Origin of the sequence: Methylobacterium oryzae (assembly GCF_021398735.1) — a bacterium.
Lineage (GTDB): Bacteria > Pseudomonadota > Alphaproteobacteria > Rhizobiales > Beijerinckiaceae > Methylobacterium.
Window position 1 is genome coordinate 541,472 of record NZ_CP090349.1, and the last position, 15,842, is coordinate 557,313.

Genomic DNA, 15,842 nt, shown 5'->3' on the forward strand with positions numbered 1-15,842 from the left:
GGACTCCTAGCGGCTTGCCGCGAGGTCGAGGCGGGCGGGGGCGCCCGGCGCCCGGGCCTGCCGCTCGAGGACGGCGCGGGCGCTGTCGGCGAGGACGAGCCACGCGCCGGCCATGAGGGTGACGTCCTTGAGGACGAGGCGCCCGGCACCCGAGAGGTAGGGGAAGCCGTGCTCGGCGTCGCCGAGCGCGGCGACCCAGGCCTCGGGGGTGGTCACGAGGAACGACAGGGTCACCACCGGGGTGAGGAAGGCCAGCACCGCGCCGGCCAGACCCAGCCGCCGCGACGCCAGCCCGACGAGGACGAGCAGGCCGATCAGCAGCTCGACCGTGCCGAGTCCGCGGGAGAACGCGTAGGTGTGGTTGGCCGTCTGCCACGCGCGGGCGGCGAGGTTGAGCTCGCCCTCGTGGGTGAGGTGCTGCGCGTACTGGTCGGGGTGGGCGTAGAAGAACGCCATCACCGGGCTGTTGGCGACGAAGGGCGTGATGCTGTCGGCCTCGTAGGGCACGAACTTGAGCGCGCCGATCCAGAGGAAGATGACCGCGATGGCGACCCGCATGGCCTGGAGGCCGAGGCGGTTCGAGCCCGGCCCGGAGACGAGGCCGAGGACGCGGCGAACCTGCGTGTTCATGGCACGATTCCTTGCTCAATCGGATGGGGGGAGGGGCTACGCCTCGGCGGAGGCCGCGAAGGCGTCGAGCGCGCGGGTCGCGTAGACGACCGCGGCACCGGCATTGAGGCTGGTGGCGACCCCGAGGGCCTCGGCCAGCTCGGCCTCGGTGGCGCCGAGCTTGCGGGCGGCGTCGGTGTGGACCGTGATACAGCCGTCGCAGCGCAGGGAGATCGCCACCGCCACCGCGATCAGCTCACGGGTCTTGGCGTCGAGCTGGCCGGTCTTCTGGCCCGCCGTGCTGAGGGTGCCGTAGCCCCGCACCGTGTCGGGGCTGAGCTTGGCGAAGTGTCCGACGCCGGCGGTGACCTGCTGGCGGTAGCTGTTCCAATCGATCATGTGCATGACGACCTCCTTCGTGATGACGAGGAAGGTAGTCGGGGCCGGCCGCGCCCTCGATGACCGCGCGGCGCAGGCCGATGACCGGGCGGATCAAACCGCCTGCGGGGGCGCCTCGGCCTGCCGCGCCTGTCCGGGGCGGATCCCGTACTTGCGCAGGAACGCCCGGCTGAGGGCGGGCGCGGACTGGTAGCCGACCTCCGCGGCGAGACGGTCCAGCGGGACCGTCTCGGTGCGCAGGCGGTGATGGGCGAGCCCGAGCCGCAGGTCGGTGAGGAATTCCAGCGGGGCGACGCCCGCCGCCCCACGGAAGGCGCGCACGAGGCTCGCCCGCGACGCGGCGGCCGTCGCGGCCAGTTCGTCCAGCGTCCAGGGATGCACCGGGTCGCGCACCATCGCGAGCACCGCCCGGGCGGTGAGCGGCTGCCCCAGGAGGCGCAGCAGGCCCTCGGCCGGGGCCGACGCCTCGAGATGCGCGCGGAGCATCATCATGAACAGCGCGCTCGCGAGGTTCTCGGCGACCGCGACCGACCCGGCGCGGAGGTCGTTCAGCTCCTCGCGGATGCCCGCCAGGAGCGGCGCGAAGCGGGTGGCCAGGGGCTCGGTGCCGACGCTCAGGACGAGGAGGTCGGGCAGGGCGGTCACGATCAGGGTCTGGGGCGCCGCCTCGAAGGCCAGGCGGCCGCAGATCAGCTCGACGTCCGGCTCGGCCCCGACGGTGGTCTTGAACCGCAGATCGTGCGCGTGGCGGACCGCGACGGGCAGGGGCGTCGACGGCGGCGGCCCCGCGCCGTGGAACAGGTGCGCGTCGCCGCGCGGCAGGAGCAGGATGTCCCCGGCCGCGACCTGCAGCGGCGCGCCCCCAGGCCGCCGCAGCGTGGCGCGGCCGCGCGTCACGAGGTGGAAATAGGCCTGCCGCGTCGGCTCCGGCGCGTGCGGGGCGGCCCAGGCGCCGCCGAACCGGCAGACGTCGTCCAGGTGCGGCCGCACGCGCAGCAGCGGCGCGAGGCCGCTCAGCGGATCGTCGATTCCGGCGGTTCCGTGTGCGTCCGCGCGGCGCCCGATCGGTCCGGCCATGCTCCCCGCGCTCCGGAATGCCCTCCGGGCCCGGCATAAGGGCGCGCGGCGGCCCCGACCAGGGGGTGTTCGTCCGCCGCGCCGGTTCAGCCCGCCGCGATGGCCTTCTCGACGAAGGCGGTCACGCCGGCGATGTAGCGCTGGATCGGGATCCCGCGCTTCCGGTGCTTGGCCCGCTTCACGTACCAGTCCTGCAGGAGCGGCTTGATCAGCGCGGCGGTGAGGTCGACGTCGGCGACCGCGAAGACGCCCGCCGCCGCGCCGCGGGCGAGGACTTCGGCGAAGATGCGCTCCGTGGCGGCCTCGCTCTCCGTCGCCATCGTCCGGGCGGGGGCCGGGAAGCCCTTCGCCTCCATGAAGGCGAAGACGAACCAGGGCTGCATCGCCTCGGTCAGGCGGATATGGGTCTCGATCAGCCAGCGCAGATGCGCGGCCGGATCCGCCGCGAGCCCCGCCGGGGCCTGCCGCAGGACCGCCTCGGCCGTCTCGGCCACCTCGGTGAGGATCATGACCAGCAGCGTGTTCTTGTTGTCGAAGTACGAGTAGAGCCCGCCCATGCTGAGCCCCGAGGCCCGGGCGAGGTCGCGCAGGCTCGTCTCGTGGAAGCCCTGCCGGCTCGACAGCTTCAGCACCGCCTCGATGATCCGCGCGAGGTTGGCGACGGCGACATGGTCCTTCCGGACGCTGATCCGGTCCCGGTGCCGCGCCAGGATCCGCGCGCAGATCGCCTCGGTGGCGTAGGCGTCCTTCACCGGAAGGTGTGCCGGAAAGTTCGCCGGAAGAGCGTCTGCGGGGCTCATCGATCCATCGTCGCGCCGTCGTCGTTTCGTCGTCGCGCCAGCCCGCGGTGGCCACGACCGGGAGCGGCTCCCGAGGTCTAGCCCGTTGCCAGGCGCGAATCCAGGCGATAAAAAGCGAGCGCTCGCTCGATTTTCGTCGTCGGCACCGACCCAGGAGGTGGGCCCGTGGATTTCACCATCTCCCCGCGCGTCGAGGATTACCGCGCCCGGATCGCGGCCTTCGTGGACGCGCACATCTTGCCGCTCGAGGCCGATCCGGCCGCCTATGACGGCCACGGCAACATCAGCCTCGCCGAGCTGACGCGGCTGCGCGGCCTCGCCCGCGCAGAGGGCCTGTGGTGCCTGCAATTGCGGCCCGAGACCGGCGGCGCCGGGCTCGACAAGGTCGGCATGGCGGTCTGCTACGAGGCCATGAACCGCTCGATCTTCGGCCCGGTCGTGTTCAACTCGGCCGCGCCCGACGACGGCAACATGATGGTGCTGGAGAAGGTCGCGACCCCGGACCAGAAGGCGCGCTGGCTCGCGCCGATCGTGGAGGGGCGGGTCCGCTCGGCCTTCGCCATGACCGAGCCGCATCCCGGCGGCGGCTCCGATCCCGGCATGATCCAGACCCGGGCCGAGCGGCGGGGCGACGGCTACGTGGTCACCGGCCGCAAGTGGTACATCACCGGCGCCGAGGAGGCCGAGCACTTCATCCTGATGGCGCGCACCTCCGACGACGCGCGGAAAGGGCTGACCGCCTTCCTGTTCCACAGGGACCAGCCCGGCTGGCGGATCCTGCGCCGCATCCCGATCATGGGGCCGGAGGAGCACGGCGGCCATTGCGAGCTGCTGTTCGAGGGCCTGGAGATCCCGGCCGAGAACGTCCTGATGAACGAGGGCGACGGCCTGAAGCTCACCCAGATCCGCCTCGGGCCGGCGCGGCTGACCCACTGCATGCGCTGGCTCGGCCTGTCGAAGCGCTGCGTCGAGATCGCCCGGGCCTACGCGGCCGAGCGGCACGGCTTCGGGATCCGGCTGGCCGACCGGGAGAGCATTCAGCTGATGCTGGGCGACCTCGCGATGCGGATCGAGATCGGCCGCCTCCTGGTGATGAAGGCTGCCTGGGCCCTCGACCGGGGCAGCTTCGCCCGCAAGGAGGTGTCGATGGCCAAGGTCCACGTGGCCAACCTCCTGCACGCGGCCGCCGACACGGCGATCCAGATCAACGGCGCGCGGGGCTACTCCACCGACACGCCCCTCGAGTGGATCTACCGCTACGCCCGGCAGGCGCGCCTCGTGGACGGGGCCGACGAGGTCCACAAGATGGTCCTGAACCGCAATCTCGAGGCCGAGGGCGACGCCTTCTGGTCGTGGGACGTCGGGGCCTGAGCGTCGGGGCCTGAGCGTCGGGGCCTGAGCGTCGGGGCCTGAGCGGGGCCGACACCGTCCGCCCGCCGCGCGGGGCGCGTCGGCAGGCCGAGCCAGACAGGGAAGCCGAGAGGAAGCCGAGAGTATGACCGAGGTCGTGATCACAGGCGCGGTGCGCACCGCGATCGGCACGTTCGGCGGCGCGCTGGCCGGCACGCCGCCCTCCGTCCTCGCCGCAAGCTGCGTCGCGGAGGCGCTGCGCCGCGCCGGGACCGCGCCCGAGACGGTCGGGCACGTGGTCCTCGGCAACGTCATCCCGACCGAGCCCCGGGACGCCTACATCGCCCGCGTCGCGGCGATGGAGGGCGGGATTCCCGCGGAGGTGCCGGCCATGACGGTCAACCGCCTCTGCGGCAGCGGCCTGCAGGCGATCGTCTCGGCCGCGCAGTCCATCCTGCTCGGCGACGCCGAGACGGCCGTGGCCGGCGGCGCCGAGAGCATGAGCCGCGCCCCCCACCTGCTGACCACCGGGCGGACCGGGTCGCGCATGGGCGACGCCGTGCTGGTCGACTACATGCTCGGCGCGCTGACCGACCCGTTCGGCAACGGCCACATGGGCGTCACCGCCGAGAACGTGGCCGCGCGCTACGCCGTCCCCCGCGACGCGCAGGACGCCTTCGCGGCCGAGAGCCAGGCCCGCGCCGCGCGGGCGATCCGCGAGGGCCGGTTCCGGGAGCAGATCCTGCCGATCGAGGTCCAGCGCAAGCGCGAGACGGTGGCCTTCGACACCGACGAGCACCCGAAGGCCACGACCGCCGAGGACCTCGCCAAGCTGCGCCCGGCCTTCTCCAAGACCGGCAGCGTCACGGCCGGCAACGCCTCGGGGCTGAACGACGGCGCGGCGGCCCTCGTCCTGTCGAGCGCCGCACGGGCCGCGCGCGACGGCGCGACGCCGCTCGCCCGCATCGTCGGCTACGCCCACGCCGGCGTGGACCCGTCCGAGATGGGCATGGGCCCGGTGCCGGCGGTGCGGCGGCTGCTGGAGCGGACCGGCCTGCGGGCGGCGGATTTCGACGTCGTCGAGTCGAACGAGGCCTTCGCGGCGCAGGCCTGCGCGGTCTCCCGCGCCCTCGACCTCGATCCCGACAGGGTCAACCCGAACGGCGGCGCCATCGCCCTCGGCCACCCGATCGGCGCCACGGGGGCGATCATCACCGTCAAGGCCCTCTACGAGCTGGCCCGGACCGGCGGCCGCTACGGGCTCGTGACCATGTGCATCGGCGGCGGCCAGGGGATCGCCATGGCCCTCGAGCGCGTCCCGTGACGCGGCCCTGAGGCACCATGCTGGACGCGGATCAGAGGACGGCGCTCTGCGCCTGGATCGGCCGGACCCTGGGGACCGGGTCGGTCGCGCTCGACGACGCCCGGCCGCTGACCGGCGGCTCGATCCAGGAGAACTGGATGCTGTCGTGCCGGGTCGACGGCGCGCCCCGGAGCTTCGTCCTGCGCAAGGACGCGGCCGCCACCATCGCGTCGAGCCGCTCGCGGGCGGAGGAGTTCCGGATCCTGCGCGCCGCCTTCGCGGCCGGCGTGCGGGTGCCGGAGCCGGTCGGATTCTGCGCGGATCCGGGGGTGGTCGGGGCGCCCTTCGCGCTGATGGGCCTCGTCTCCGGGATCGGGCTGGGGCCGCGGGTGGTCAAGGACACGAGCCTCGGCGGCGACCGCGCGGCCTTGGCCGAGCGGCTCGGCCGCGAGCTCGCCCGGACGCACGGCATCCTGCCGGCGGCCGGCCCGGGCACCGCCCCGGCGGACGACCTCGCCTTCCTCGGCGCGCCCGAGCCGGAGCCGGCCCTGGCCGAGATCCGCGCGCTCCGGGCGAGTCTCGACGGGATCGGCGCCGCGCGCCCGGCCCTCGAATGGGGCCTGCGCTGGGCCGAGCTCCACGCGCCGCCCTGTCCCCGGCCGGTCCTGGTCCACCGCGACTTCCGCACCGGCAACTACATGGTCGATGCCGAGGGCCTGACGGCGATCCTCGACTGGGAATTCGCCGGCTGGGGCGACCCGGTCCAGGATATCGGCTGGTTCTGCGCCGCCTGCTGGCGCTTCGGCCGGCCCGACCTGGAGGCCGGGGGCATCGCCCCGCGGGCCGCCTTCTACCGCGGCTACGAGGCCGAGAGCGGGCGCGCGATCGAGCCGGAGGCGGTGCGCTACTGGGAGGTCATGGCGCATCTGCGCTGGGCGGTGATCGCCCTGGAGCAGGGCCACCGCCACGTCTCCGGTCAGGAGACGTCGCTGGAGCTGGCGCTGACCGGCCGGATGGTGCCCGAACTCGAGGCCGCGATCCTGCGCGAGACCGCACCCGAGCGGTGGGGAGCCCGATGAGCGAATCCTTCCCGGACGCGCCCGCGGGCGCCGCCCTCCTGTCGGTCGCCCGGCAGAGCCTCCTCGACGAGGTCGCGCCGGCCCTGTCGGGGCGCCAGCGCTACGTCCTGCTGATGGCCGCCAACGCGATGGGCGTGGTCATGCGGGAGATCGCGCAGGCGGGCGCGGCGGCCGGGGCCTGGGAGCGGGCGCTGGGCGGCGCCGGATCGCCGGCCGAGCTGGTCGCGGCGATCCGCGCCGGCCGGCGCGACGGGGACGCGGCGCTCCACGCCGCGCTCGTCGAGACGACACGGATCGCCGCCGGCATCTGGAAGGCCCCGGGCTAGCGATCCCGGGCTCCGGATCCGGGCGTCAGTAGGTGCGGCCGGTGCCCCGGCGTCGGTCGTAGCGGCGCCCGAGATAGGCGATGAGCTTCGGCACGATGAAGGCCGTCAGGAGCTTGCGCAGCATCGGTAAAACCTCCGTCAGCGCGTGCGGCGGACGAGCCATCCCGCCGCGAAAGCGACGGCGGCCAGGCCCAGCAGGGTGTTGGTGCGGTTGGCGTCGGCCGTGCGGATCGCCTGCCGGCCGTAATCGGCGCCGCGGCGGCGCGCGTCCCGGGCGCGGTCCCGGCCCTCGTCGATCAGGTGGTCGGCCCGCCTCCGGGCGGCCTCGGCCAGATGGCGGCTGTCCTCCGCCAGGTCCTCCGCGAGGTCCTCGGCGCGGTCGCGGGCGCGGCCGTAGGCGTACTGCGCGCCGCCGGCCACCTGATTGACGGCGCCGCGCACTTGGCGGGCCGGGTCACCGGTCAGGCCGCCCAGGGCGGTCTGGGCGCGGCCCTTGAGGTGGCGGGACGCGCCGCGGATCTGGTCGCGGTTCATGCAGCTCTCCTGGTGTCGGGGAATGGAGCCCCGCCTCGGCGGGGGCGGCGGCGCCGGGGAGCCGGCGCCGCGGGACGGATCAGTGCTTGCCGGTGATCTTGTCGGCGACGGACTTGGCGCCGTCCTTGACGTCGCCGACGGTCTTCTGCGCCTCGCCCTTCAGCTCCTGCGCCTTGCCCTCGGCCACCAGCTTGTCGTTGCCCGTCGCCTTGCCGGCCGCCTGCTTGACGTTGCCCACCGCCTCGTTGGCCAGGCCCTTGATCTTGTCGGTCGTGCTGCTCATCGCGTGTGCTCCTGCTTCGCTGGTGAGGCCGGTCTCCCCGGCCGGTGGTGGCCCCCGCGATCGACGCGGGGGCCGGTGAAGGTGTCAGAGGGAGGTGTCAGACGCGCCGGGTCTCGTAGGCGCCGAGCAGGGTCGCGGGCTTGGGCGCGCCCATCCGGCCGCCGACATACGCCGCCAGCGCACCCAGGATCAGCGCCAGCGCGGCGTAGAACGCGCCCTGCGTGGCCGCCGACTTCGCCGTCACGGCAGCGGCCTCGGCCTTCTGCTTGGCGCTGGCCACCGCCTGCTCGTACTGCTTCTGGTAGTCGTCGATCTGCGCCTTGGCCTGATCCGGCGTGATGCCCTGCGCCTTGGCCAGGGCGTCGGCGGCGCGGGTCTTGGCCTGCTCCTTCTGGGCCGGGTCACCGGTCAGGACCGCCTTCACCGCCGCCACGGCCGCGTCCTTGGCGGCCTGCGGGTCCTGGCCGGCGGCCTGCTGGCGGACCTTGTCCTCGATGCCGTCGAGCGGGTTCGAGATCTTCGACAGCGACGGCGCCGCCGCCTGGGCGGCGGTCTGCACCGTGCCGCCGACGAGGTTGCCGGCGCCGCCGAGCGCGCTCGAGACGGTGCCGAGCGTGCCGCCGACCAGGCCGCTGGCGGCCGAGGTCAGCATGTACAGCACCACCAGGGTGGTGACCGCCCAGGAGACCAGCCCGTGCAGGGCGGCCGCACCCGGAAGGGCCTTGCCCGAGAGCCGCCCGGCAATGAGGCCGCCGGCCAGCGAGGCGACGAGGCCCGAGGCGACGAACCACGCGCCCGCACCCATCGAGACGGTGGAGGCGGAGGGATTGTCGGCGGCGGTCGTGCCGACCGAGGCCAGCCCGACGCCGACGCCGACGAGGTTGATGATCACCTGGGTGACCAGCGCGGTCACGGCGCCGGCGAAGATGGCGCCCCAGGAGACTTGGTTGAGCAGGACGGCGCGCGTGTCGGCGTGCGCGTCCGGCGCGAGGGGCGTTGCAACGGTCTGGATGGTGGTCACGCTGTCACTCCGGTGGTGGATCGCTGAAATTCGTGGGGCCGCCGGCCCGGACGGCCCAGGGGCGGCCGGGACGCGGCTCAGTCGCGGCGGGCGCTGACGAGCAGGCCGAGGCCGAAGCCCGCGATGCCGGCGATGAGCAGGGCGGCGAGCGGGTACTCGGCGACCTGCTGGCCGACCTCGCGGGTGCCGCGGCGCAGGGCGTGGCTGCCGCGCGCGTAGGCGTCCTCGGCGTAGTCGTACGCCTCCTCGGCGGCGTGGCGGACGCCGCGCTCGGCGCGGGCGTACTGGTCCTGCGCGGCGCCCTGGGCGCGGCGGGCGCGGGCCTCGACGTCGTCGGCCCCGAGATCGTCGACGGCGTCGCGAACCCGACCACCGAAGTCGCGGGCCGCGTCGGCCACGTGGTCGGCCGCGTCGCGCACGGTGTCCTTGGCCTGGCCGTAGAGGGTCTCGGCCTGTCCGGCGGCCTCGCGGGCGCGGCCCTCGACCGAGTCCCGCCGCGAGCCGGTCAGGTCGCCGAACGCGCCCTGCACCTTGCCGCCGAGTTCCCGGGCCGCGCCCGTGATCCGATTGGTATCGACCATGTCGTTCTCCTTCGTCGTCGCGTCGGCGACCGCCTCCGCGATCGCGCTCGTGGTGGGGGCGCCTCACCGTGAGGCGCCGGGTGACGTCCGTCAGCGCGGGCCGGAGCCCGCGGGCCCGGAGCCGGCCTTCGATCCGGGCGCGTCGCGCTTCTGGCGCCGGCCCTCGGTCTCCGTCCGGGCATCGCCGGTCAGCTTGCCGATGGCCTCCTTCACCGAGCCCTTGAGGTGCTCGGCGGACGGTGTCTTCCTGTCTTCGGTCATGGGCGCCTCGTCATGCGTGAGAAAACCCTTGCCGAGCGGAAGATGTACGCCGGGCGCGCCGGATCAATGGTTTAGTTGTACCAGTATGGCGGTATTCATCCGTCAGAGATGTTCAGGGGAAAGCCGTTCTCGCGCCCCCAAACGACTGCCTCGCTGCGCTTGTGGATGCCGATCTTGCGGTACAGGGCGGCGCCGTGATTGCGCACCGTGTTGCGCGACAGCCCGAGCTTGCGCGCGATCGCGTCGTCGCCGAGCCCCGCGCAGATCAGGTTGAGGATCTGGCGCTCGCGAACGGTCAGGCTCGGCGCCGCCGCGTCGCCGCCCTCCCGGGCCGGCCGGCGCAGGTTCGCCAGCTTCTCGATCAGCCCGCGGCTGAACCACGACGTGTCGGCCATCACCGTCTCGATCGCGTCGAACAGCTCCCGCTCCGAGTGCTTGCGCGCGGTGATGTCCTGCAGCACCAGCAGAACGAAGGCCGTCTCGTTGATCTCGACCCGCTCGGCCGAGACCAGGCAGTCGAGGTTCGCGCCGCTCTCGTGGCGCAGGCACACCTCGAGACCCAGCACGTAGCCCTGCCGCTCCAGGGCGGCCTCGACCTGCAGGCGCTGCTTCTCGGCGACCCACAGGCCGGCCTCCTCCAGCGAGCGGCCGACGACGCGGTCCCCGCCCAGGCCGAAGACCCGGCTGAACGCCTCGTTCACGCCCGTGACTTGGCCGTCCTCGGCCCGCACCAGCACGGTCGGGATCGGCGTCATCCGGAACGCCTTGGCGAAGCGCTCCTCGCTCTGGCGCAGGGCGGCCTCGGCCTTCCGGCGCAGTTCCAGGTCCGCGAAGGTGAACAGCATGCAGGGCTCGTCGCCCATCTCGATCGGCTGCCCGGCGACGATCACGAAGCGGCTCCCGCCGTCGGGCAGGTCGAGGCAGGCCTCCATCTGCGGGATCGTGCCGCCCGCGTTGAGCCGCGCGACGGCGAGGTCGCGGTTGCGCGCGCCGGCCAGGACGTCGACCTCGTAGACGCTGCGGCCGATGACGGCGTCGCGGGTGTGGCCGGTCATCTCCAGGAAGCCGTGATTGACCTTGACGTGGCGCAGGTCGGACAGCCGCGTGATCACGGCCGGGGCCGGGTTGGCGTTGAAGGTGCGCTCGAACCGTTCCTCGGCCTCGAACTGGTCGGAGACGTCCTTCAGGATCAGCGCGAGGCAGCTCGGGTTGCCGTCGCGGTCCGTGGCCACGAGGCTGCGCAGCGAGTGCACGAAGTCCATGTCGGGCTTGTCGGCCCGCCGCACCTCGACCACCACGTCGTGGAAGCGCTCGCCGGCGATCACGCGCTCGATCGGGTACTGGTTGGGCGTGATATGGTTGCGGTATCGGAGGCAGAAGCGGTCGCGATAGGCGTCGACGGTTGGGCCGAGCTCGTCGAGGCTCTCGGCACCGTGCATCGCCAGGGCGGCCGCGTTGGCGTAGGCGATGGTCTGGTCGGGCTCGACCAGGATCACGCCCTCGCTCAGGCCGGCGATGATCTGCCGGAGCTCATGCCTGTCGACGCCCGCCGTCACAGCTTCTGCACCCCTTCACGCGGTCACTGCCCTGTCGGCAGCGGGGCACAAACGGGTTGCGCACAAGCCGGTTCCCTCATCTAAGTTATTTTCCTGGTATACGCGCACCATTGACGCGGGCGTTTTGAGCCAAAGATAAATGCTCGCAACGCCGCGACGCCGTTCCCGCGCGCTCTCGGCCCCCCTTCCCAGAAGACGTGGCCATGCCGACCGTGCAGGATATTGACCGACTAGTGCGGGGGACCGCGGAACACGGGGACGTGATCTCCGCCCCGGGTGCGACATCATGTACGAGTCGGCGCGAGAATTTTCCAGAAGTTGCAGAACTTGAGGAAAATTCGCGTCTAAGACGCCTGCTCGACCGCCTGTCGGAGGCCGCGGACGCCGCGGAGGCCGAGGGGCAGGTCCCGGTCGGCTTCGGGGCGGCGCTGGTCGACGCCGTGCCGGACCTGCGCCGCCGCGCGCTGATGCTGACCCGCGACGCCATCGCGGGCGATGTCCAGGGGGACGACCTCGTCCGGCTCACCCTCCTGAAGGCCTGGGAGCGCCGGGCGGCGTTCCGGCCTGGAACCGGGATGCCCGCATGGCTCGACACGTTCCTGCGCAGCCGCCCCGCGGGCGGCCGCGCCGGGCCGACCGGCCTGTCGCGGAACGGCGTGTCTGCCGGGATGGCCCGCTGAGACATGTCGGCGCGTGGCATCCCGCGGAGCCGGTGAGAAACACGGCGTACTGGTAAAAATATCTCATTCCCACGAATGTGTTAGGCCCCATATCGCGGTCGTGGAACGCGCCGTGCGCCGTCGGGCGCCGCCGGGTTCCGCGCCCCTTTCCCGAGGTTGTGCCGGGCGGATGGCCCTCTTGTCCGGCACGGCCGCGAGGCCGGGCGCCCGCGCCGCTCCCGGCGCGCGTCCGGCCCGTTGCCCTTTCACCCCGTGCTCCGGCTCCCGACGCTCCGTCGTGCGACCGCACCGACTGACGGTCCGCCCGCGCGCCGTGCCGCGCGACGGATCCCCCCGGCACGGAGGAATCCCATCCGAGATCCGAGACCATCACTGAGGAGACGATGACCCGACTTCGCGCCGCACGGCTCGCGCCCGCCCTGATCCTGACCGCCTGCACGACCGTCTGCGCCGCGACGGGAGCCTCCGCGGCCAACCGGTTCGACGGGTCATGGTCGGTCATCGCCACCGCGGAGAGCGGGAGCTGCACGGGGCCCTACAGCTATCCCATCGTGATCCGGGACGGGACCGTGGACGACGTCGGCGGCAACGGCGTCGACGCCTCCGGCCGGGCAGGGCCGGACGGCCGGATCACCGGCACGATCCGCAAGGGGCTGGCCAGCGTCTCGGTCACGGGCCGCCTGCGCGGGTCCGCCGGGACCGGCCGCTGGACGCTGTCCGGGCTCGGTGCCTGCGCGGGGCGCTGGACGGCCCGCCGCACCGGCTAGGGAGAGCGGGCGGTCGGCCTCTTTCCGGCCCCTTTCCGGCCGAGGCGCGGCGGTCACACGGTCAGGACGGCCCAGCCGTGGGCCGGAAGGGTCACGCGGGCGCCGGTGCTGCCGGCCTCGGCGAGATCGCCGGTGCCGGCCTCGATCGCCCGGGCTTCCGGCACCGGCAGCGTCGCGTCCGCGTCGGCGAGGTTCAGGGCCGTCAGCACCCGCGCGCTCCCGTCGCCCAGCGCGAGCACGATCTGCGCGTTGGCGAGGTGCAGCGCCCGCGCCCGCGCGCGGTGGAGTCCGGCGTGGCGCCGCCGGAGGGCGATCAGGTCCCGGTGCAGCCGGTAGATCGGCCAGCCGTAGGGAGCGAGATCCGCGGGCGTCGGCGGGAAGGCCGGCCGGATAGCGTCGTCGCCGCCGACCCGCTCCTCCTTCACGCCGCGGAAGGCCTGCTCGTCGCCGGCATAGATCGAGGGCGTCCCGCCGCAGGTCAGCAGGATCGCCAGCGCGTGCGGCAGGTGCCGCTCGTCGGTGAGCCGGCTCGCGATGCGCGTCACGTCGTGGTTGCCCACGAAGGTCAGGGGCGCGAACCTGTCGAGAAGGCCGTTGTGCCGGTCCAGGGCGTGGGCCAGCTCGAACAGGTTGCGATCGTTGAGGGCGCTCCAGATCGCCTTCCAGAGCTCGTACTGGGTCACCGAATCCATGCCGGTGTCCTGCACGATGCGGGCGTAGTCGCCGTGGATCACCTCGCCGACGATGTAGGCCTCCGGATGCGCGAGGCGGACCTGCCGCAGCACGCGCGCCCAGAAGCGCGGCGGCACCGCGTAGGCCGCGTCCAGCCGCCAGCCGTCGGCGCCCCGGGCGAGCCAGTGGCCCATGACGGCGGCGACGTGGTCAGCGACGCGCGGGTCGTCGTGGTTGAGCGTGACGAGCTGCCGGTGTCCCTCGAAGCAGGCGTAGTCCGGCTCGATGCCCGGGCCGGAGCCCCGCGGCCAGGACAGCCGGAACCAGCCGGCCCGCTCGGATTCGGGCCCGTGCCGCAGGACGTCCTGGAAGGCCGGGTGCGCCCGCCCGACATGGTTGAACACGCCGTCGAGCAGGACGCGGAGGCCGCGGGCCCGGGCCGCCGCGACCAGGGCGTCGAAATCGGCCTCGTCGCCGAGGCGCGGGTCGATGCGGAAATGGTCGATCGTGTCGTAGCCGTGCGTGGAGGCCGCGAAGATCGGCCCGAGCGCCAGCCCGGACGCGCCGAGCTCGACCGCGTAGTCGAGCCAGCCGTGCAGGTGGGCGAGGCGGTGCGTGACCGGTGCGGCCGGATCGGCTTCGTCGGGGGCTCCGACGAAGCCGAGGGGAAAGACCTGCCACCAGACTGCCTGTTCGATCCAGGACGCCACGCGACCTCCTCCGTCTCCGATCGGGACCGAACCCTGCCGCGCCGCGATGGTTGCAGGCTCGCCGCCGGCCCGGACGCGGCCTCGGCTCGCGGCGGGGGATCCCCGGGCAGCCCGGACCAAGATCTGGGGCGGGGCGCGGTCACGGGTCGGGATGTGGGATCGGGCAGGTGGCGCGGGGCGGGAAGAGATCTCCGCGGACCGGCGCTAAGTCCCGGCCGCGCCAGCGCTATCGCTGCGGAACCGGGACGCTGTCTTGTCACCAGGAAAGCCTGGTGGAGCTGAGGGGATTCGAACCCCTGACCTCCGCAGTGCGATTGCGGCGCTCTCCCATCTGAGCTACAGCCCCGTCGAGGCGCCGGCCTTGTAGGCGCGGGCGGCTCAGCCTGTCAATTCCCTGTTTCAACGTCGCCCGCCGCGCGCCGCTCCGGCGCTGGGGTGCGGGCGGCCCGAAGGATACGCGCGGACCCGCATGAACGCCCTGATCTGGCTCTTCGACACGGTCGTCCAGCTTTTCATCTACGTCCTCATCGCAAGCGCGGTTCTCAGCTGGCTCGTCGCGTTCAACGTGGTGAACGTGCGCAACCCGATCGTCGCGCAGATCGGCGAGGTGCTCTACCGGCTGACCGAGCCGGTGCTGCGGCCGATCCGCAACCTGCTGCCCAATCTCGGGGGCGTCGACATCTCGCCGATCATCCTCATCTTGCTGCTGCTGTTCATCAGCCGTCTGCTGCATGAATACGCCGTGCCCGCAGCTTACGTTTACACGCAGTAGGGTCGAACGCCCGTGAAGACGAATCCTGGCCGCTTCTTCGAGGATTTCCGCCTCGGCGAGACCATCCGCCACGCCACCCCGCGCACCGTGACGGTGGGCGACGTGGCGCTGTACACGGGCCTCTACGGGCCGCGCTTCGCCGTGCAGTCGTCGGACGCCTTCGCCCGGGCCATCGGCTACCCGAAGAGCCCGCTCGACGACCTGCTCACCTTCCACATGGTGTTCGGCAAGACCGTCCCGGACGTCTCCCTCAACGCGCTGGCCAATCTCGGCTACGCCGAGGGCGGGTTCCGGCGGCCGGTCTACCCGGGCGAGACGCTCTCCACCGTGTCGGAGGTGATCGGCCTCAAGGAGAGCTCGAACCGGCAGACCGGCGTGGTCTACGTCCGCTCGGTGGGCTCCGACGAGCGCGGCGAGACCGTGCTGAGCTATTGCCGCTGGGTGCTCGTGCGCAAGCGCGACCCCGAGGCGGCGATCGCCGAGGAGCACGTGCCGAGCCTCGCCAAGGTGGTCGACCCGCAGGACCTCGCGGGCGCGCTGCCGAAGCTCTCGGCCGCCGCCTACGATACCGACCTCGCCGGCAGCCCGCACCGCTTCGCGGATTACACGGTGGGTGAGAAGATCGACCACGTCGACGGCATGACCGTCGAGGAGGCCGAGCACCAGATCGCCACGCGCCTGTTCCAGAACACCGCCAAGGTGCATTTCGACGGGCTGGCCGCCAAGGACACCCGCTTCGGCCGGCGCCTGATCTACGGCGGCCACGTGATCTCGCTGGCGCGGGCGCTGAGCTTCAACGGGCTCGGCAACGCCTTCGCCCTCGCGGGCATCAACGCCGGCCGCCACGTGGCGCCGCTCTTCGCCGGCGACACGGTCTATGCCTGGAGCGAGGTGCTGGCGACCGCCGATGTCGGCCGCGACGATGTCGGGCTCCTGCGCCTGCGGACGGTCGCCACCAAGAACCAGCCCTGCGGCGCCTTCCCGGACCGCGCCGGCGACGGCTACGACCCGGCGGTGATCCTCGACCTCGACTACTGGGCGTTCGTGCCGAAATAGGCGGCC

The 15,842-nt window shown here is 73.0% G+C and carries 19 protein-coding genes and 1 tRNA gene; 8 read left to right on the top strand and 12 right to left on the bottom strand.

Going from position 1 to position 15,842, the window contains the following annotated elements:
* Positions 1-6: 6 nt before the first annotated feature.
* From rclC to LXM90_RS02560, 4 genes are all read right to left on the bottom strand, one after another.
* Positions 7-630, bottom strand: a complete 624-nt coding sequence (rclC, locus tag LXM90_RS02545) for a reactive chlorine resistance membrane protein RclC (protein WP_020096314.1) — start codon at positions 628-630, stop codon at positions 7-9.
* A 36-nt stretch (positions 631-666) separates the two neighbouring features.
* Complete coding sequence (locus LXM90_RS02550; RefSeq protein WP_020096313.1) at positions 667-1,014, bottom strand: carboxymuconolactone decarboxylase family protein; 348 nt, start codon at positions 1,012-1,014, stop codon at positions 667-669.
* Between the two features lie 87 nt (positions 1,015-1,101).
* Entirely contained in the window at positions 1,102-2,085 is a 984-nt protein-coding gene (locus LXM90_RS02555; protein WP_020096312.1) for a cupin domain-containing protein, read from the bottom strand.
* An 86-nt stretch (positions 2,086-2,171) separates the two neighbouring features.
* Entirely contained in the window at positions 2,172-2,885 is a 714-nt protein-coding gene (locus LXM90_RS02560) for a TetR/AcrR family transcriptional regulator (protein ID WP_051123804.1), read from the bottom strand.
* Between the two features lie 165 nt (positions 2,886-3,050).
* On the opposite strand from LXM90_RS02560, the gene LXM90_RS02565 reads away from it, so the two are divergent.
* The 4 genes from LXM90_RS02565 (at position 3,051) to LXM90_RS02580 (ending at position 6,943) form a co-directional block, all read left to right on the top strand.
* A complete protein-coding gene (locus tag LXM90_RS02565) occupies positions 3,051-4,256 on the top strand; it encodes an acyl-CoA dehydrogenase family protein (RefSeq protein ID WP_020096310.1) in 1,206 nt (401 codons plus the stop codon).
* Between the two features lie 124 nt (positions 4,257-4,380).
* Positions 4,381-5,559 (top strand): beta-ketothiolase BktB, encoded by a 1,179-nt coding sequence (gene bktB / locus LXM90_RS02570; protein ID WP_205833904.1) that lies wholly within the window; start codon positions 4,381-4,383, stop codon positions 5,557-5,559.
* A gap of 17 nt (positions 5,560-5,576) precedes the next feature.
* The gene (locus tag LXM90_RS02575) at positions 5,577-6,617 is read left to right on the top strand and encodes a phosphotransferase family protein (protein WP_205833903.1); all 1,041 of its coding nucleotides are present in this window, start codon (positions 5,577-5,579) and stop codon (positions 6,615-6,617) included.
* Complete coding sequence (locus LXM90_RS02580; RefSeq protein WP_091683258.1) at positions 6,614-6,943, top strand: DUF6285 domain-containing protein; 330 nt, start codon at positions 6,614-6,616, stop codon at positions 6,941-6,943. Before LXM90_RS02575 ends, LXM90_RS02580 begins: the two co-directional genes overlap by 4 nt.
* 138 nt (positions 6,944-7,081) lie before the next feature.
* Here the strand turns inward: LXM90_RS02580 and LXM90_RS02585 are convergent, their stop codons facing one another.
* The 6 genes from LXM90_RS02585 to LXM90_RS02610 form a co-directional block, all read right to left on the bottom strand.
* A complete protein-coding gene (locus LXM90_RS02585) occupies positions 7,082-7,477 on the bottom strand; it encodes a CsbD family protein (RefSeq protein WP_020096306.1) in 396 nt (131 codons plus the stop codon).
* A 79-nt stretch (positions 7,478-7,556) separates the two neighbouring features.
* Positions 7,557-7,760, bottom strand: a complete 204-nt coding sequence (locus tag LXM90_RS02590) for a CsbD family protein (protein WP_020096305.1) — start codon at positions 7,758-7,760, stop codon at positions 7,557-7,559.
* 97 nt (positions 7,761-7,857) lie between these two features.
* A complete protein-coding gene (locus LXM90_RS02595; protein ID WP_020096304.1) occupies positions 7,858-8,781 on the bottom strand; it encodes a hypothetical protein in 924 nt (307 codons plus the stop codon).
* Positions 8,782-8,858: 77 nt separating this feature from the next.
* A complete protein-coding gene (locus tag LXM90_RS02600) occupies positions 8,859-9,362 on the bottom strand; it encodes a CsbD family protein (RefSeq protein ID WP_020096303.1) in 504 nt (167 codons plus the stop codon).
* Positions 9,363-9,452: 90 nt separating this feature from the next.
* Entirely contained in the window at positions 9,453-9,623 is a 171-nt protein-coding gene (locus LXM90_RS02605; RefSeq protein WP_020096302.1) for a CsbD family protein, read from the bottom strand.
* Positions 9,624-9,718: 95 nt separating this feature from the next.
* Positions 9,719-11,179, bottom strand: a complete 1,461-nt coding sequence (locus LXM90_RS02610; protein WP_205833901.1) for a helix-turn-helix transcriptional regulator — start codon at positions 11,177-11,179, stop codon at positions 9,719-9,721.
* Positions 11,180-11,439: 260 nt separating this feature from the next.
* On the opposite strand from LXM90_RS02610, the gene LXM90_RS02615 reads away from it, so the two are divergent.
* Together LXM90_RS02615 and LXM90_RS02620 are read left to right on the top strand one after the other, a co-directional pair.
* On the top strand, positions 11,440-11,859 hold the full coding sequence (locus LXM90_RS02615) for an RNA polymerase subunit sigma-70 (protein WP_234081646.1): 420 nt from the start codon (positions 11,440-11,442) through the stop codon (positions 11,857-11,859).
* Between the two features lie 383 nt (positions 11,860-12,242).
* Positions 12,243-12,626, top strand: coding sequence for a hypothetical protein (locus LXM90_RS02620; protein WP_020096299.1), 384 nt, complete (start codon positions 12,243-12,245; stop codon positions 12,624-12,626).
* 53 nt (positions 12,627-12,679) lie between these two features.
* Here LXM90_RS02620 and LXM90_RS02625 read toward each other — a convergent pair whose 3' ends face one another.
* Positions 12,680-14,008, bottom strand: a complete 1,329-nt coding sequence (locus tag LXM90_RS02625) for an alpha-amylase family glycosyl hydrolase (protein WP_103985951.1) — start codon at positions 14,006-14,008, stop codon at positions 12,680-12,682.
* Between the two features lie 270 nt (positions 14,009-14,278).
* Positions 14,279-14,354: transfer RNA gene (locus LXM90_RS02630), tRNA-Ala, on the bottom strand.
* A 123-nt stretch (positions 14,355-14,477) separates the two neighbouring features.
* Between LXM90_RS02630 and LXM90_RS02635 the strand changes: the two genes are divergently transcribed.
* Together LXM90_RS02635 and LXM90_RS02640 are read left to right on the top strand one after the other, a co-directional pair.
* Positions 14,478-14,780: a YggT family protein gene (locus LXM90_RS02635; RefSeq protein WP_020091350.1), complete on the top strand. Its 303-nt coding sequence runs from the start codon at positions 14,478-14,480 to the stop codon at positions 14,778-14,780.
* Positions 14,781-14,792: 12 nt separating this feature from the next.
* Complete coding sequence (locus tag LXM90_RS02640; protein ID WP_020091349.1) at positions 14,793-15,836, top strand: MaoC family dehydratase; 1,044 nt, start codon at positions 14,793-14,795, stop codon at positions 15,834-15,836.
* Positions 15,837-15,842: the final 6 nt, after the last annotated feature.

Coding starts and splice junctions, on each gene's coding strand:
- rclC (WP_020096314.1), bottom strand. CDS start 630: ATGAACACGCAGGTTCGCCGCGTCCTCGGCCTCGTCTCCGGGCCGGGC.
- LXM90_RS02550 (WP_020096313.1), bottom strand. CDS start 1,014: ATGCACATGATCGATTGGAACAGCTACCGCCAGCAGGTCACCGCCGGC.
- LXM90_RS02555 (WP_020096312.1), bottom strand. CDS start 2,085: ATGGCCGGACCGATCGGGCGCCGCGCGGACGCACACGGAACCGCCGGA.
- LXM90_RS02560 (WP_051123804.1), bottom strand. CDS start 2,885: ATGAGCCCCGCAGACGCTCTTCCGGCGAACTTTCCGGCACACCTTCCG.
- bktB (WP_205833904.1), top strand. CDS start 4,381: ATGACCGAGGTCGTGATCACAGGCGCGGTGCGCACCGCGATCGGCACG.
- LXM90_RS02575 (WP_205833903.1), top strand. CDS start 5,577: ATGCTGGACGCGGATCAGAGGACGGCGCTCTGCGCCTGGATCGGCCGG.
- LXM90_RS02580 (WP_091683258.1), top strand. CDS start 6,614: ATGAGCGAATCCTTCCCGGACGCGCCCGCGGGCGCCGCCCTCCTGTCG.
- LXM90_RS02585 (WP_020096306.1), bottom strand. CDS start 7,477: ATGAACCGCGACCAGATCCGCGGCGCGTCCCGCCACCTCAAGGGCCGC.
- LXM90_RS02590 (WP_020096305.1), bottom strand. CDS start 7,760: ATGAGCAGCACGACCGACAAGATCAAGGGCCTGGCCAACGAGGCGGTG.
- LXM90_RS02600 (WP_020096303.1), bottom strand. CDS start 9,362: ATGGTCGATACCAATCGGATCACGGGCGCGGCCCGGGAACTCGGCGGC.
- LXM90_RS02605 (WP_020096302.1), bottom strand. CDS start 9,623: ATGACCGAAGACAGGAAGACACCGTCCGCCGAGCACCTCAAGGGCTCG.
- LXM90_RS02620 (WP_020096299.1), top strand. CDS start 12,243: ATGACCCGACTTCGCGCCGCACGGCTCGCGCCCGCCCTGATCCTGACC.
- LXM90_RS02635 (WP_020091350.1), top strand. CDS start 14,478: ATGAACGCCCTGATCTGGCTCTTCGACACGGTCGTCCAGCTTTTCATC.